Raw genomic sequence first — 15,675 nt, forward strand, 5'->3', positions numbered from 1 at the left:
TCGTGCGTGAAAAGCTCGGGTTCGCGGCGGACGATTTCGTCGACGCGGCGCAGCTTGCGGAGGGCGGCGTGCCCGCGGCTTTTGCCGGCCGCGTCGCATACCGTGCTGAGGAACTCGTACGCGCGCTCGACGCTGACCGGGCGCTCGAGCGGCTGATCGGCTTCGACGCAGTGATTCTGCCCTTGGTCGGCTCGGGGGTCGTCCCCATGCGTGCGGAAGACGCCCAATGGCGCGAGCGCGCGGGGCGCCTGGGATGCGCGCTCGCTGCGCGCGCCGACGTCGTCGTGCGCATGACGTGCGGGATTCCCCAGGTCATCAAAGGAAACCTTGCCGATGCGCCTCGAGGGACGCAGGGCGCGGGTGCGCCTTTGGAAGTCGTCTTCGTGCGCCATGGTGCCACGGCGGGCACGGAAGACCATCGCTACAGCGGGGCGGGCACCGACGAGCCCCTGTCGATTGCGGGCGAGCGCGCTTTGCGCGACCTCGCGTGCGATCGTGACGTGTTCCGTGTTATCACGAGCGGCATGGTCCGCACCGACCAGACGGCGCGCATCCTCTTCCCGAATGCGGAGCTTATGGCGTGCCCCGGTCTGCGCGAGATGGATTTCGGCGACTTCGAGGGGCGAAGCGCCGCCGAGCTTAAAGAGGATGCGCGCTATCGCGCCTGGGTAGACTCCTGGTGCGAGACGCGCTGCCCGCATGGCGAGGACAAGAGCGATTTCACCCGCCGCGTCGTCGCGGCGTTTCGGGAGGCGTGCAAATCGGAGCGCGCCCAGGGGAGCGGGCGCGCCGTCTTCGTCGTTCACGCGGGTACCGTGAAAGCGCTGCTCTCCGAGCTAGCTGTCCCGAAAATGGGATACTTCGACGTGCATACCGAGCCGGGCGGCGCATGGGCCGCCACTTGGGATGGGCGCTGCCTTCGCGACGTTCGCCCCGCTTCGGGGGGCGATGCCCGGTGATGACGATTCTTGCCATCGCCGCCGGGTTCGCGGCCGACCTTGCCTTCGGCGACCCGCGCTGGCTTCCCCATCCCGTCGTCGCCATGGGGCGCGCGATCACGTGGGCCGAAGGCCGCCTGCGGGGCGCATTCCCGCAAACGTCCGCGGGTACGCGCGCCGCAGGGCTTGTGCTCGCCGTGGCGCTTCCGCTTGCGTGTGGGCTTTTGACCTGGGGAATCCTGCATCTTTGCGGCATGGTTCACTCCGGCTTGCGCTTCGTGGCCGAGGCATGGGCGAGCTATCAGATTCTCGCGGCATGCGAGCTGCGCCGCCAGAGCCTGGCCGTTGCCCGCGCGTTCTCGAAGGGCGGACTTGTCGCGGCGCGCGAAGCCGTCGGGCTCATCGTGGGACGTGACACGTCTGTTCTCGACGAGCAGGGTGTCGCGCGCGCCGCCGTGGAAACGGTGGCGGAGAACGCGAGCGACGGTGTCATCGCGCCGCTTTTCTACCTTATGATTGGGGGTGCGCCCTTGGGCATGGCGTACAAGGCGGTGAACACGCTCGACAGCATGGTGGGCTACAAAAACGAGCGCTACATCGACTTCGGCTGCGCCTCGGCGCGCCTCGACGATGCGGTGAACTGGATTCCCTCGCGGTTATCGGCCCTGTTCATGATCGCCGTGTGCCCGATCGTCGGGCTCGACGCGCGCGGGGCGGCGCGCATCTGGCGCCGCGACAGGCGTCGCCATGCGAGCCCGAACGCGGCGCAGACCGAGTCGGCGTGCGCGGGTGCGCTCGGACTGCGCCTGGCAGGACCCGCGGTGTATTTCGGTAAGCTCGTTGAGAAACCGACGATAGGCGACGCGTCCCGCGAAATCGAGTGGGGCGACATCGCCCGGGCGACAAGGCTCATGCTCGCCGCGTCCGTATGCGCGCTCGTCGTCTTCGGCGCCGCGCGTGCGGCGGTCGTACTCGCCGTGGGGGCGATGGCATGAGGAAAGACCACGCCGCGCCCCGGGCTGCCGGGGGAATCCTGCGCGCCCGCACGCATGGGGGCAGCGCGCAATCGCTCGGCATCGCTTGCGAAGGGGGTGCCTCCGACCTCATTGACTTCTCGGTGAACGTGAATCCGGCAGGCCCCTCGCCGCGCGCCGTCGCCGCAGCTTGCAAGGCGCTTTCTCGAATCGACGCCTACCCCGATAGGGAAAGCCTCGCCCTCGTTCGCGCGCTAGCGCGCGACCAGGGCATTCCCGAAGATACTATCGTCTGCGGCGCGGGCGCGTCCGACATCATCTGGCGGCTCGCAGCGGCGGTGCGCCCGAAACGCATCGTCGTGTGCGCGCCGACGTTCTCTGAATATGCTGAGGCGGCATCGTACTACGGCGCATGCGTGCAGGAGTTCCCGCTCTCTGAAGCGGACGACTTCGACGTGCCCGCCTCCTTCGCCCGCGCGATCGAGGGGCCGGGAGACGTGGCGTACCTCTGCAATCCGAACAACCCGACGGGGCGCCTCGTCGACCCCAGCGTGATCGAGGCCGCGGCTTGCCGCTGCGAGCAGGTGGGCGCGCTGCTTGTCGTGGACGAGTGCTTCCTCGGATTTGCGCCCGACGCCCGCGAAAGGAGCGTGGCCGCACGCGCCGCGTGTTCGCGCCATGTGGCCGTGCTCTCCGCGTTCACCAAGCTCTACGGAATGGCGGGGTTGCGGTTGGGATATCTGATCAGCGGAAACGCCCAACTCATCGAGGGGATTCGCCGGGCGGGGCAGGCGTGGCCCGTCTCCTCGGTCGCCGAGGCCGCGGGCATCGCCGCCCTGGAAGACGTTGAATACGTCTCGCGCACGCGCGACGTATTGGCGGGCGAGCGAGCGTGGCTTTCCCACGAGCTCTCCTCGCTCGGGCTTTCCGTCGTGCCGTCGGATACGAACTTCCTTTTAGTCCGCACGCCGGCGAAAGACATCCCCGAGCGCCTGTATAATCAGGGTGTTTTGGTCCGCACGTGCGACTCGTTTTCGGTACTGTCCCGTTTCTGGTGCCGCGTCGCGGTGCGCACGCACAGGGAGAACGCCCGGCTTGCGATGGCGTTCGGCCGCGCGCTTCGGGCGGAAGGTGCATCGGGCGAAGGCGAACCCGACGAACGGGGCGGCGCTTCTTGCGGCGGCGCTATGGCGGGCGCGGATGGCCGAGGCTTGGCGAAGGAGGTCGATACCCGTGGGTAGGGCCAAGCCCATCATGATCCAGGGCACCATGTCGAACGCGGGGAAGAGCCTGCTTGCGGCGGGGCTGTGCCGCGTGCTTTCGCAGGACGGCCTGCGCGTGACTCCCTTCAAGAGCCAGAACATGGCACTCAACAGCGGTGTCACGGCCGACGGGCTCGAGATGGGGCGCGCCCAGATCATGCAGGCCGAGGCGTGCGGCATCCCGCCCGACGTGCGCATGAACCCCATCCTGCTCAAGCCTGAAAGCGGCCACCGAAGCCAGCTCATCGTGGCCGGCAAGGCGCAGGGAGCCTTCGCTGCGAGGGACTACTTCGCGCGAAAGAAGGCGCTCATGCCGCAGATTTTGGAGGCGTTCGATTCGCTCGCGGAGGAAAACGACGTCATCGTCATCGAGGGCGCCGGCAGCCCCGCCGAAATCAACCTTGCCGAAAATGACATCGTCAACATGGGGCTCGCGCGCGCCGTGTCCTCCCCCGTGCTGCTTGCGGGCGACATCGACCCGGGCGGGGTATTTGCCCAGCTCTACGGCACGGTCGCGCTCCTTGCGCCCGAGGACCGCGCGCTTTTGCGGGGGCTTGTGGTAAACAAGTTCCGCGGCGATGTGGAAATCCTGCGCCCGGGTTTGGCCCCGCTCGAGAAGATGTGCGGAGTTCCCGTCGTGGGTGTCGTGCCGTATCTTACGCTCGACCTTGACGACGAGGACTCGCTCGCGCCGCGCCTATCTGCCCGCGAGGCGCGCGGCGTCATCGACGTCGCCGTCGTGCGCCTTCCGCATTTGTCGAATTTCACCGACTTCGACCCGCTTTCGCGCGTGCCCGGCGTGGGCGTGCGCTACGTTTCCTCGACGACCGATCTGGGCCGACCCGACCTGGTGGTGCTTCCCGGCTCGAAGACTACGCTCGACGACGCGCGCTGGCTTGCGGCTAGCGGCATCGGAGCCTGTGTACGCGCGCTTTCGGGCGCGGGCACGCCGGTGCTCGGCATATGCGGAGGCTACCAGCTTTTGGGAGACGAGCTTTCCGACCCGCACGGCAGGGAAGGCGCTGGCACCGCGCGCGGGCTCGGGCTCATCCCTGCAAGTACGGTGTTCAAGGAGGAAAAGCGCCTCGCCCAGTCGGAGCTGCGCATCACGGGCGCCCAAGGCGCGTTCTCGGCGTGGAACGGCATGACGGCGCGCGGGTACGAGATTCACGACGGCGAAACGACCGTCTCCTGCGCCCCTGCGGGCACAATTGGCGGCAAACCAGAAGGCGCGGCCTGCGGAAACGTGTTCGGAACCTATCTCCACGGCCTGTTCGACGAACCGGGGGTTGCGCTCGCCCTCGCGCGCTCGCTCGCGCGCATGCGCGGCCTGCCCGAGAGCGTCGTGGGTGCTGCGGGCGCGGCGTCCGCAGCCGATCACCGTGCGCGCGAGTTTGACCGCCTGGCCGACGTCGTGCGCGGGGCGCTCGACATGGAGTATGTCTACCGCATTATCGAGGAGGGCGTATGATCCACGTGTATCATGGCGACGGCAAAGGCAAGACCACGGCGGCGATGGGCCTCGCCCTTCGCATGCTCGCTGCAGGCCGCCGCGTCGTCGTCGTGCAGTTCCTGAAAGACGGCGAAAGCGGGGAGGTGCGCCTGCTCGCCGAGCATTTCGGCGTGCCCGTGTTCGCGGGGAAGGTGTCGGACAAGTTTACCTGGTCGATGACGTCGGAAGAACTTGCCGCGACGTGCGAGCTGCACGATGGGAACCTCGCTTCTGCGCTCGCCGAGCTCGAGGGCGCGCAAGAGGGACTGCTCGTGCTCGACGAGGCGCTCGACGCGCTTTCGAAGGGGCTTGTCGACGAGGCGCTCGTGGACCGCGCGCTCGATATGTCCGCGCGCGGCGTCGAAGTAGCGCTCACCGGGCGCGCGCCTTCCCGCAAGATCGTAGAGAAGGCCGACTACATAACCGAGATGCGGTGCGAGAAACATCCCTACGAGCAGGGGATATGTGCAAGGGAAGGAGTGGAGTACTAGATGGATTCCAAGGAGATGGCGCCCGGCGACATCGAGCGGCGCAGCTTCGAGATCATCACCGAAGAGCTTGGCGGCCGCACGTTCCCGCCGCTCGAAGAGCCCGTCGTGAAGCGCGTCATCCACACCACTGCCGACTTCTCGTACGCCGATTCCCTCGTGTTCACCCATGACGCCGCGCACTGTGCGCTCGACGCACTGCGCGCAGGGGCCACGGTGCTCACCGACACGAACATGGCGCTCGCAGGCATAAGCAAGCCCGCGCTCGAGAAGCTCGGCTGCAAGGCCGTGTGCTACATGGCCGACCCCGATGTCGCCGCGGCTGCGCGCGCCACGGGCACGACTCGCGCCGTTGCGAGCATGGACAAAGCTAGCGGCATCGAGGGCCCGCTCATCGTGGCCGTCGGCAACGCTCCCACAGCACTTCTGCGCCTCGCCGAGCTCATGGACGCGGGGAAGATCGCGCCCGCGCTCATCGTTGGGGTGCCGGTCGGGTTTGTGAACGTGGTCGAGGCGAAAGAGGAGTTACTCGCGCGACGCGTGCCGGCCATCGTCGCGAGGGGTCGCAAGGGCGGCTCGACCGTGGCGGCCGCCATTATGAACGCGCTGCTCTACCAGATCACGCGCACGGGTGGCGCGAAGTGACGGCCCCCGCATCCGTGCCGGCGCTGCGCATCTTCGCCGGCACCACCGAGGGCCGCCTTCTGTGCGAATGGGCGAGCGGGGCGGGCATCCCCGCCCGTGCCTACGCGGCAACCGAGTACGGAGGCGAGCTTTTGGGTGAGCTTCCGGGCATCGAGGTGCATGCGGGCAGGCTCGACGATGCCGACATGGAGCGCGAGCTTTCCGGCGCGCGCATCGTCGTCGACGCCACGCACCCCTTCGCTACGCTCGCAAGCGACAACATCCGGGCCGCTTCGCTCGCCGTGGGTGCACGATGCCTGCGCCTTGCGCGCCCGGTCGAGGCGCTGCCCAAAGGCATCGTGCCGGTCGCGTCGATTGCCTGCGCGGCGCGCTTTCTCTCCGAGAACCCGGGTCGCGTTCTTCTCACGACGGGGAGCAAGGAGCTTGCCCCCTACACGCGCGTCGCCGATTTCGCGGAGCGCTTCTTCGTGCGTGTGCTCCCGCTGCCCGGTGCTATAACGAAGTGCATCGACGCGGGGTTTTCGCCGTCGCACGTCATCGGCATGCAGGGGCCCTTCACCCGCGAGCTCAACGAGGCGATGCTTCGGCAGGTGGGCGCCCAGTGGCTTGTGATCAAGGACTCGGGAACCGTAGGCGGCACGGCCGAGAAGCTCGCCGCAGCGCGCGCCGTGGGAGCGCGCTGTATCGTGGTCACCCGTCCCGCCGAGGGAGGCGGGACCCTTTCGCTTCGGGAAGTGGAAGATGCGCTCTTACGGGAGTTCGCGCGCTAGGCGCTCGCCGCGCCTAGCGCGCCCTCCCGCCCGCGAGGAGGATCGCCCCGAGCAAGCTCGACCCGTACAAGCCCGTCATCCGCCAGTAGCTCGAGGACGACGCCCGGAACTGGCGCAAACAGCCCTTCAATGAGTTGCGGTGAAATAGTGTCTGTTTTTGCTGCTAGATAGCATATTCAGTCCCTAATTCACCGCAACTTGTTGGTGGTGGCTTACTGGTAGCGTAGGCACTCCACCGGGTCGAGCTTTGCCGCGCGTCGAGCGGGGTAGAAGCCAAAGATTACGCCGATGCCGACGGAGACGGCGAAGGCCAGCAGCACCGTGGCGATTGAAAAACTCGGGGTGATTTGCCCGCTGGCACCGAGCTCGCCAAGAATCCCGGATCCGGAGGCAAACATCGCGAGGCCCCAGGCCAGCAGATAGCCTATCAGGACACCCAGCAGGCCACCGGTGACGCACAGCGCCGAGGACTCGGCCAAAAACTGCGCGGTGATATCGCGACGACTGGCGCCCAGAGCGCGACGGATGCCGATCTCGCGGATGCGCTCAGTCACGTTGGTGAGCATCATGTTCATAATACCGATACCGCCGACAAGCAGCGAGATACTGGCGACAGCACCCATGATGAGCGAGAAGGCGCCCATAAAGGAATTGAGGGAGTCGATAGCGCTTTTCATGGAGGTCGCCGATACACTGTCGTACTCATCATCCTCCGCGATGCCCTTCATCGCGCGCACCTTGGACTCGATGGTCTTGCAGAGCTCATCCATGTCCGTGCCCTCGGCGGCAAGTGCCGTCACGCTGGGGAATGAAGGATTCTCGTCGCCAAATAGGCCGGAGATGGTTTCGCGTGGCATATACAAAGTGAGCGAGCCCATGGAGTCGCTGCCGCCATCAATCACGCCTACAATCTGCACCTCGCCGTTGGACACTTTGATGGTTTTTCCCAGCGCATCCTGTTCGTTGCCGTAAAGCTGATCGGCGCCGCCGCGGCTGATGAGCGCCACGCGCGAGCCTGCCTTTGACTCGACATCGGTGTAGGTGCGCCCCGCAACGAGCTTACTGGCACCCACGGCGTCGAGTATGTCGCTATCGACACCCTGTGCCATGACGGTATAGCTTTTATCGCCGGTCTTGTACTCGGTATACGCGCTTTTGACAATGCCGATCTGTTCTATCTGCGGCACCAGTTTTTTAAGCTTCTGGACGTCAGAATCAGAGAGTTCTTGGGACGAATAGATCTGAACCATGCGAGCTGCGTTGAGGCCCAGGCTGTTGACCAAGCTGTTTTGGATGCCGCCGATGAGCGAAGTCATGGCAATGACCGAGGCGATGCCGATGACAATGCCCAGGATGGTGAGCAGGCTGCGCCCCTTGTTGGCCTCGAGCGAGTGAAGGGCTTCCTGGATAAGATCGCGGGCGCTCATGCCATCACTCCTTTCGGCGGGTTGGCGGAGGCGGAAATCATGGGCAGGCTATCTACGGCGCTGCGTAGGGTCCGCGGTGCATGCGGAATATACGCGCCGTCGTGAATGCGACCGTCGCGGATGGTCACGGCACGGTCGGCCTCGGCGGCGATGCCGGGGTCGTGTGTGATAAGCACGATGGTTTTGCCGCGCTCCTGGAGCTTGTGGAAGGTTTCCATGACGAGCGCTCCCGTGGCGGAGTCCAGGTTGCCCGTCGGCTCGTCGGCCAAAATGATGGGTGGATCGTTGACAAGGGCGCGCGCGATGGCGACGCGCTGCATCTGTCCGCCCGACAGCTCCGATATACGATGGTCCCAATGGTCGACCGGAAGCGTGACGGCCCGCAGCGCGTGTACGGCGCGCATCTCGCGCTGGCTGCGCGGCACATTGGTGTAGGACAGCGGCAGCATGACGTTTTCGATCACCGTCAGGCGCGGCAGCAGATTAAAGCTCTGAAAGACAAAGCCGATGCTCAGCGCTCGCACCTCGGTGAGCTCGTCATCGTCGAGCTCGGCGACGTTGAGCCCTTGCAGGAAGTAATCGCCCGCCGTCGGTTTGTCCAGGCAGCCCAGGATGTTCATGAGCGTCGACTTGCCTGAGCCCGAGGGGCCGGTGATGGCAACGAACTCACCGGGATCTACTGCCAGGCTCACGTTGTGCAAGATATGGGCGCAACCCGCTTCGCTCTCAAAGATGCGATGCACGTTGCGAATGTCGATGACGGGACGCATTACTTGCCCTCGTCGGCAGGCATGTTGTCGCCGCCGTCTGCCGTCATGCCTGTGCCGGTATCCGTCACGATGGTGTCGCCGTCGCGAAGTTTGGTAACCGGGACGTCTGGGTTGATCTCGTTGCCTTGGTCGTCGCGCTTGACCTGCGTCTTACCGACTACAGCCTCGTTGTCGTTTTGCGTCACGACGGTCACCTTCACGCGGCGCGTCTTTTTGCCCTCCGAATCGGTGGCCAGATTGACGTAATAGTGCTCGCCATCTTCGGTCATCAGCGCCATGGTCGGCACCATCACTACGTCGTCGAGCTTCTCGGTCACTACTGAGACCTCGGCAGTCATACCCGGCTTAAGGCGACTGTCGGGTGCTTCGATGAGGATGTCGACGTTAAAGGTCACACTGCCGCCGCTCCCGGAGGAGGAGTCGGAGTTTGCCACCGAGGCGATAGCCGTGACGGTGCCCTGGCTCACGATATCGGGAAACGCGGGATAGGTCACGTTGGCGCTTTGGCCCACGGCAATTTTGGCGATATCCTTTTCGCCCACCTGAACCGTCACCTTCATCTTGGACAGGTCGGCGATCTGCATGCACTGCTTGCCGCCGCTCGTATCGCTTTCGCCCATGATCATGCCGCCTGTTACCGTGGCGCCCACCTTGGCGTTGAGCTCCACGATGTTGCCCGAGCTCGGGGCCGTGACCGTACGGCTGGCGGCCTTGGCGTTCGCCTGATCGAGGTTTGCCTGGGCCGATGTGAGGCTGCGCTGCGCGGCCGATACGGCGTTCGTGTCCGCTGATGCGGCGGAGATGCCAGCCGCTGCGGAACCTCCGTCGACGTCCGTCGTTGGGTTGGCCTGCGCGGCAGCTGCGGCTTTCTGCGCGTTGGCGAGGTCTTCTTGAGCGGCTGCAACTGCACGCTGCGCCTCGGCAACGTTGCGATCGAGCTCGTCGTTTTTAATGGTCATAAGCACGTCGCCCTCGTTGACGGATTGGCCTGCCTGCACGTTGATCGAATCGACCGTGCCGTCGACAGAAGGGGAGACCACTGAGGACGAAATGGGTTTGAGCTGGCCTTTTGCCTCGACCGTTGTGCTAAACGTGCCCTCAGTCACCATGTCGGTCGCAGGCCCGCTATCGCCCTGTGGCTGCGCATTGATAACCAGGGTTGCGACAATAGCAATGAGCGCGATGACACCCACGATGCCGGCGGCAATGCCGCGTCGAATCAGCTTTTTGCGTCGACGTTCGGCACGTTTTGCCTTGAGCTTGGCATATGCCTCTTCATCGGAAATCTCGACCGTATCGTTCGTGCGTCCGCTCTGCTTTTCGGCATGTACGTCTGTGATCAGAGGAAGCGTTTCGGTGGCACCTTCGGGCGTGTGCTCGGTATCATCCGGGCCCGGGGTGATGTTGGGGACATTCGGCATAGCGTCTCCTTTATAGAAAGAACCTTGATAAGTATATGCGCCCGCCGGTTGGGGCAGGCGCATAGGACGGTATCTTTCGGAATTGTTAGATTGGTCGCAGCAGTTCCACGTTGTATGAATGTGCGCGTTGCACTACGAGTGGACAACCACGCACAGGCCGACTTTGATGCAATCGTGCAGCGCCTTGGCGTCGGCCAGGCGAAGGTTGATGCATCCGTGGCTGCCGCACCACTTGTAGGAGTTGGGATCGTCGAAACTCTTGTCGTTTTGCCACGTTGCATCGTGGAAACCGACCATGTTTCCCTCAAACGGCATCCAATAGCTGACCGGGCTCTCGTATTTTGGCTTGCCGGTCTCAGGGTCCTTGGCACCGATGAGCTTGCTGGCGCCATTGTTGCTGTTGATCTGCCATACGCCCTCGGGGGTGGCGTCCTCTCCCGGCTTGCCGGAGATAAAGTTGGCCTCCCACACGATATTGCCGCTCTCGTCGTAGTAGCGCGCGTGCTGCTCGGACAGATCGACATCGACGTATGCCTTCCAGTCGGGCTCTCCCTTTGCAGTAAAGGTGTCGGCCTTCTGGGAGTACTTGATCTCGATTTCGCCGGTCTGCTTGTTGTTAATGGCGTCCTCGACCTGCTTGGCGAGCGAGCTGCTGTCGATGGACCAACCAAAGTCGCCGCCTTCGACGGCGCATTGCTTGCCATCGGCGCGCGTCCACCAGCGAGTGGAGCCCACGGTATTGAAGCCGTTGGCGAGCTCGGCTGCCCAGCTGCTGATCTGCGACGTATCGAGTGTGGGGTTGGCCGGATCGGCAAAGCTGATCCACTGCAACACGGAGCTGCCATCAACCTTGCCGGCATCCTCGCCGTTGAGCTTGAGGGTCACGTTGACGCCCAGGAAGTTGTTGGCGGCATCGCATGCGGCCTGAATCTGATCATCGGTCAGCGTTCCATTGAGCGGCTCATAGGCATCGTTGCCGAACTTGGAAAGGTCTACGGTCTCGGACAGCGAGGCAAGCTCGAGCTCGGCATACTTAATGACATGCTCGCGGTCGAGTTTTTCGTTGTAGCGCGCCTTCTCGACGGTAAACTTGCCGGCCTGCTCGTCATAGGAGCTATTGGCCTCGAACGTGCCCGAACGCCTCTCGTTAAACTCGTCGATGGCGGCGCCCAGATCCTCCTCAAACTTCTTTTGGTCAAAAGTGTCGGAGAGCATGGACAGGTCGACGTCTTGATCAAGATCGACTTCGTTGGAGGTAGCGGTTGTTTTGGTCTTTCCGCTTAAGGATTCCACAAGGCGGACCGGCCATACAAAGGCTTCGTTGTGGCTGATGATCTCTTTTGCGGCAGCTTCGCCGTCGACGATGGGCTCATCGGACTCGGGCTGATACGTCCAGCTAAAGTCATCGCCTGTCACGGTGAGCTTATAGTGCTTCCATGCCGAGTTGACCTTGGTGGCGGCAGACGAAGCGTTGGAGAACGAGACGTCGACGCCGGCGATGGTGGTGTTGGGGTAGGCTAGCTGGGAAAACGCTACGACGCCTACGATATAGACAATGACGATAAGACCCAGGACGACAAAGAGCGTCGTCTTTTTGCCCGACTTATTGTTCCCGGTGGGTTTGCGCGCGGGGCCGCGATCGCCTCGACCGTGCGTGGGGGGCTGCTTGGGCGCATTGCCGTTTGCCTGGCGCTGCTGACGTTGCTGGTTCGGGCGTTGGGAAGCGTTTGCCGCACCACGCTGCTGACCGTGACTCGGCGCGATAGGACGCGGCGACTGAACGCCACCGGTGTGCCTGCTCGGCTGCTGCGGATCGGGAATCAGTTGAGTTCGATCGTTTTGCGACATCGTATGCATATCCTTCGAATTTCGCCTTGCGGCTCATCGTGTTTTTACTGGGCTTGCATTATAGCGATTGCCCTGCTGTTTGTGGTACGGAAACGGTGGCATTCAAAAGAGGTGGGACATTTGTCCCACCTTCGAGTCGTTCTTTGTCGCTATCCGCACACACCGCATTTTGCGCAGGCCGAAAGTGCGGCCGGAGCCTGCGCGATGCCGCCCTTTGCCGTCTCGCGCAGCGTGGCCGGCAACGCGTGGCCCACTGAGAGCATGACATATGCCATCTGGTCAAACGGCACCAGGCTCTTAATACCGGCGAGGGCGAGTTGTGCCGAGCTAAAGGCCGCTGCCACGCCGATGGCATTGCGGTTTTGGCAGGGCACCTCCACGAGGCCTCCGACGGGGTCACAAACGAGGCCCAGCAGATTACTCAGCGCGATGGAACTGGCGTCGAGCGCCTGCTCGGGTGTGCCGCCGAGCATCTGCACCAGCGCGGCGGCGGCCATGGCGGCCGCACTTCCGACCTCGGCCTGACAGCCGCCCTCGGCGCCGGCAACGCAGGCGCTCGTGGTGAGGTTGAGGCCGATGGCGGCGGCGCAATAAAGGGCATCCATGACCTGCTCGTCGTCCAGCTGCAAATGGTCTGCGAGCGCCAGCACGCAGCCGGGCACAACACCCGCGGATCCTGCCGTCGGAGCTGCGACGATCACGCCCATGGTGGCGGAGCGCTCGAGCACGGCCATGGCGCGGGCCACGGCGTCGGTCTGGACGGCGCCCATCAGGCTTATGCTCAGATCGTTTCGGCTGGTGGCATCGACAAGCTTTGCCTCGCCGCCGATGAGGCCGCCGAGCGAGCGCTGTGGATTGGAAATGGGGGCTGTGGTCTCTTCGCGCATGACGTCGAGTACGCGGCGCATGGCGGCGATAGCGTGTGCCTCGCCGGTCAGACGTGCCTCGCGCACGGCCATGACGGCGCCGATGTTGAGCCCCAGTTCCTCGCACGCATCGAGCAGCTGCTCGCCGTCGTCGAAGATTTCCTTTGCCGAGACGCCGGGGGAGAGCGACGAGGCAGAACCGGGGAGTTCGATAAAGGTCGCGTAATCGACATTGTCGAGCTTGCGGAGCATGGGGACGACGGTGTCGTCGGGGGCGCCGTCGGTCTCAAAGACGGAGTAGGCCTGGCCGCCCACTTCGGTGCGGTAGGTGCGGCAGAAGGCGATGTTCACATGGGCGTAGGCGAGCAGGTTGGTGAGCGCTGCGAGCACGCCGGGGACGTCCTGGTGCGCCACGAAGAGCGTGGAATACATGCCCGAGATGTCGACGCCGACGCCGTTAATGCGGCTGATGCGCATCTTGCCGCCGCCTAAGCTCTCGCCGCGGACCTGCGCCGTGGCGCCCGTGGCGTCGACCATATCGATGTCGACGGTGTTGGGGTGGATGGAGGCGTCGTCGCCCTTGATGTCAAAGTGATATTCGAGGCCCTGCCCACGTGCGAGGTCAAAGGCCTGCTTGATGTTCTCGTCATCGGTGTCGAGGCCCAGAATGCCCGCGACGAGAGCGCGGTCGGTGCCGTGGCCGCGGTAGGTGTGGGCGAAGGAATTCCACAGGCCAAAGGTGACTTTGGTGATGCGGCCTTCCAGCAGGCTGGCGGCAACTTGGGCGCAGCGCAGGGCGCCGGCGGTGTGCGATGAGCTGGGGCCGACCATGACGGGGCCCAAGATCTCGAATGCCGAGGTCGTAGCTAGTGTTTGTGGCTTGCCTGCCATATGCGCTCCTGTTCTATCCCGTCGTCCCGAGGGGCGGGGCATAAGGTCGCCTGCTCGGACAGTCCTGACTCGCACGGAGAGCACATTAAGTGCTCTCCGGCTCGTGCGGAACTCGCGATCGACCTTATGCCCCGCCCCTCGGGACTAAGGATACATGGTAGAGGCGCTCGTGCTGCAAAATTCATGAGCTGGTGACCTATTCTGCGTCCCAGGTCGGCTCATCTTCACCACCGGTTAATAAAAAAGAGGTACCGGTTGGTCCGGTACCTCTTTTGGTGCGTTTCGATTTGGCTGTAGCTTTTGCCGCTAGCTTACAGGCCGCAGGCTGCTTTGAGTTCTTCGACTCGGTCGGTATTCTCCCAGGTGAAGTCGGCGTCTTCTCGGCCGAAGTGACCGTAGGCTGCCGTCTTTTCGTAGATGGGGCGACGCAGGTCTAGGTCGCGGATGATTGCGCCCGGGCGCAGGTCGAAGGTCTTCTCTACGGCCTCGACGATCTTGTCCTCGGCAACATGCGCGGTACCGAAGGTATCGACCATGATTGAGAGGGGCTTGGAAACGCCGATGGCGTAGGCAAGCTCGACTTCGCAGCGGTCGGCCAGGCCGGCGGCGACCACGTTCTTGGCGACCCAGCGCGCGGCATACGCGGCGGAGCGGTCAACCTTGGTGCAGTCCTTGCCGCTAAAGGCGCCGCCGCCGTGACGGCCGTAGCCGCCGTAGGTGTCGACGATGATCTTGCGGCCGGTGAGGCCCGTGTCGCCCATGGGGCCGCCCACGACAAAGCGACCGGTGGGGTTCACGTAGATGTCCGCGTTGTCCCACGGCATGTTCTCGGCGGCCATGACCGGGGTGATGACGTGTTCGATGAGGTCGGCCTTGATCTTGCCCATGCCCTCAATCTCGGCGGCGTGCTGCGTGGAGATGACGATGGTCGTGACCTCCACGGGCTTGCCTTCCTCGTAGCGCACCGTGACCTGGGTCTTGCCGTCGGGGCGCAGGTAGGGCAGGGTTCCGTCATGGCGCACGGCAGCCAGGCGCTCGGCCAGGCGGCTTGCCAGGTAGTGCGGCATGGGCATGAGGGTCTTGGTCTCGTTGGAGGCATAACCGAACATCATGCCCTGGTCGCCGGCGCCGATCAGGTCGATCGGGTCGGTGGTAGCGCCGGTCTGGGTCTCGAAGGACTCGTCAACGCCCTGGGCGATATCGGGCGACTGCTCGTGGATGAGGCTCATAACGCCGCAGGTGTCGCAGTCAAAACCGAACTTGGCGCGGTTGTAGCCAATGCGGCGGATGACGCCGCGGGCGATTTCCTGTACGTCGACGTAGGCCTGGGTGCGAATCTCGCCGGCGACGATGACCGTGCCGGTGGTCACGAGGGTCTCGCAGGCGCAGCGGACGTTCTCCACGTTGGCGGGCACACCGTTGGGCGCAATATAGCCCTGCTCCTGCAGCTCTATTTCTTTGGCGAGGATTGCGTCGAGGACGGCGTCACTGATCTGATCAGCGATCTTATCGGGATGACCTTCGGTCACCGACTCCGACGTAAAAACAAAGGACCCGTGTTGGGGTGGGATGGAACGAAGTTCTTCTGACATGATTGTCCTTTCAAAAACGTGTCCCAGCGACCGTTACCATTCCGCCGGGCTCTCTATGCAAGGGCACATCATAGCGCGTAAATCAAACATTCACACCCTTTCCGCACCTACTCATTGGGGACAGACTTAAATGACCAGCCAATAGGAACACTCTTACGGCACCTGGGGACGTTCCTTATGTGCCGTCACTTGGGGACGGTCCTTTTAATATGAGCAGGACATTGTCAAGAGGCAAAATCGGGCGTGGCCCCAACGATATGGGGTCAGGCCCTCTCCCTATATCAACCCGTC

The 15,675-nt window shown here is 63.9% G+C and carries 13 protein-coding genes; 7 read left to right on the forward strand and 6 right to left on the reverse strand.

What is annotated here, in order from left to right; genetic code table 11:
• Window positions 1–2 precede the first annotated feature (2 nt).
• The 7 genes from DXD24_RS07255 to cobK are packed head-to-tail and all read left to right on the forward strand — an operon-like array spanning window position 3 to window position 6,569.
• Complete coding sequence (locus tag DXD24_RS07255; RefSeq protein ID WP_233502354.1) at window positions 3–959, forward strand: histidine phosphatase family protein; 957 nt, start codon at window positions 3–5, stop codon at window positions 957–959.
• Window positions 959–1,933 carry an adenosylcobinamide-phosphate synthase CbiB gene (gene cbiB / locus DXD24_RS07260; protein WP_117646461.1) on the forward strand — a complete coding sequence of 325 codons (975 nt, stop codon included), beginning with the start codon at window positions 959–961 and terminating at the stop codon, window positions 1,931–1,933. Before DXD24_RS07255 ends, cbiB begins: the two co-directional genes overlap by 1 nt.
• A complete protein-coding gene (locus DXD24_RS07265; RefSeq protein WP_158550169.1) occupies window positions 1,930–3,153 on the forward strand; it encodes a histidinol-phosphate transaminase in 1,224 nt (407 codons plus the stop codon). Before cbiB ends, DXD24_RS07265 begins: the two co-directional genes overlap by 4 nt.
• Window positions 3,146–4,645 carry a cobyric acid synthase gene (locus DXD24_RS07270; protein WP_233502355.1) on the forward strand — a complete coding sequence of 500 codons (1,500 nt, stop codon included), beginning with the start codon at window positions 3,146–3,148 and terminating at the stop codon, window positions 4,643–4,645. The genes DXD24_RS07265 and DXD24_RS07270 overlap by 8 nt, the downstream gene beginning before the upstream one ends.
• The gene (locus DXD24_RS07275) at window positions 4,642–5,157 is read left to right on the forward strand and encodes a cob(I)yrinic acid a,c-diamide adenosyltransferase (protein ID WP_117583479.1); all 516 of its coding nucleotides are present in this window, start codon (window positions 4,642–4,644) and stop codon (window positions 5,155–5,157) included. The genes DXD24_RS07270 and DXD24_RS07275 overlap by 4 nt, the downstream gene beginning before the upstream one ends.
• Window positions 5,158–5,799, forward strand: a complete 642-nt coding sequence (locus DXD24_RS07280; protein WP_117646464.1) for a precorrin-8X methylmutase — start codon at window positions 5,158–5,160, stop codon at window positions 5,797–5,799.
• The gene (gene cobK / locus DXD24_RS07285) at window positions 5,796–6,569 is read left to right on the forward strand and encodes a precorrin-6A reductase (RefSeq protein WP_117646465.1); all 774 of its coding nucleotides are present in this window, start codon (window positions 5,796–5,798) and stop codon (window positions 6,567–6,569) included. The genes DXD24_RS07280 and cobK overlap by 4 nt, the downstream gene beginning before the upstream one ends.
• 212 nt (window positions 6,570–6,781) lie before the next feature.
• Here cobK and DXD24_RS07290 read toward each other — a convergent pair whose 3' ends face one another.
• The 6 genes from DXD24_RS07290 to metK all read right to left on the reverse strand — a co-directional run bounded on the left by DXD24_RS07290 (window position 6,782) and on the right by metK (window position 15,384).
• Complete coding sequence (locus DXD24_RS07290; protein WP_117646466.1) at window positions 6,782–7,996, reverse strand: ABC transporter permease; 1,215 nt, start codon at window positions 7,994–7,996, stop codon at window positions 6,782–6,784.
• Window positions 7,993–8,766 (reverse strand): ABC transporter ATP-binding protein, encoded by a 774-nt coding sequence (locus tag DXD24_RS07295; protein WP_117646467.1) that lies wholly within the window; start codon window positions 8,764–8,766, stop codon window positions 7,993–7,995. Before DXD24_RS07295 ends, DXD24_RS07290 begins: the two co-directional genes overlap by 4 nt.
• Window positions 8,766–10,187 (reverse strand): efflux RND transporter periplasmic adaptor subunit, encoded by a 1,422-nt coding sequence (locus DXD24_RS07300; RefSeq protein ID WP_158550170.1) that lies wholly within the window; start codon window positions 10,185–10,187, stop codon window positions 8,766–8,768. Before DXD24_RS07300 ends, DXD24_RS07295 begins: the two co-directional genes overlap by 1 nt.
• Before the next feature lie 132 nt (window positions 10,188–10,319).
• Window positions 10,320–12,035: a L,D-transpeptidase gene (locus DXD24_RS07305; RefSeq protein WP_158550171.1), complete on the reverse strand. Its 1,716-nt coding sequence runs from the start codon at window positions 12,033–12,035 to the stop codon at window positions 10,320–10,322.
• Between the two features lie 149 nt (window positions 12,036–12,184).
• Window positions 12,185–13,792 (reverse strand): L-serine ammonia-lyase, iron-sulfur-dependent, subunit alpha, encoded by a 1,608-nt coding sequence (gene sdaAA, locus DXD24_RS07310; RefSeq protein WP_117646470.1) that lies wholly within the window; start codon window positions 13,790–13,792, stop codon window positions 12,185–12,187.
• Window positions 13,793–14,103: 311 nt separating this feature from the next.
• Entirely contained in the window at window positions 14,104–15,384 is a 1,281-nt protein-coding gene (gene metK / locus DXD24_RS07315; protein ID WP_117564087.1) for a methionine adenosyltransferase, read from the reverse strand.
• Window positions 15,385–15,675 lie beyond the last annotated feature (291 nt).

The organism is Collinsella sp. TF12-2AT (genome assembly GCF_003436735.1).
Classification (GTDB): domain Bacteria; phylum Actinomycetota; class Coriobacteriia; order Coriobacteriales; family Coriobacteriaceae; genus Collinsella.

Excerpts from the sequence above, each read along its gene's own strand:
- DXD24_RS07305 (WP_158550171.1), bottom strand. The coding sequence starts at position 12,035 with ATGTCGCAAAACGATCGAACTCAACTGATTCCCGATCCGCAGCAGCCG.
- cbiB (WP_117646461.1), top strand. The coding sequence starts at position 959 with ATGACGATTCTTGCCATCGCCGCCGGGTTCGCGGCCGACCTTGCCTTC.
- DXD24_RS07295 (WP_117646467.1), bottom strand. The coding sequence starts at position 8,766 with ATGCGTCCCGTCATCGACATTCGCAACGTGCATCGCATCTTTGAGAGC.
- DXD24_RS07275 (WP_117583479.1), top strand. The coding sequence starts at position 4,642 with ATGATCCACGTGTATCATGGCGACGGCAAAGGCAAGACCACGGCGGCG.
- sdaAA (WP_117646470.1), bottom strand. The coding sequence starts at position 13,792 with ATGGCAGGCAAGCCACAAACACTAGCTACGACCTCGGCATTCGAGATC.
- DXD24_RS07280 (WP_117646464.1), top strand. The coding sequence starts at position 5,158 with ATGGATTCCAAGGAGATGGCGCCCGGCGACATCGAGCGGCGCAGCTTC.
- DXD24_RS07265 (WP_158550169.1), top strand. The coding sequence starts at position 1,930 with ATGAGGAAAGACCACGCCGCGCCCCGGGCTGCCGGGGGAATCCTGCGC.
- DXD24_RS07300 (WP_158550170.1), bottom strand. The coding sequence starts at position 10,187 with ATGCCGAATGTCCCCAACATCACCCCGGGCCCGGATGATACCGAGCAC.
- metK (WP_117564087.1), bottom strand. The coding sequence starts at position 15,384 with ATGTCAGAAGAACTTCGTTCCATCCCACCCCAACACGGGTCCTTTGTT.
- DXD24_RS07290 (WP_117646466.1), bottom strand. The coding sequence starts at position 7,996 with ATGAGCGCCCGCGATCTTATCCAGGAAGCCCTTCACTCGCTCGAGGCC.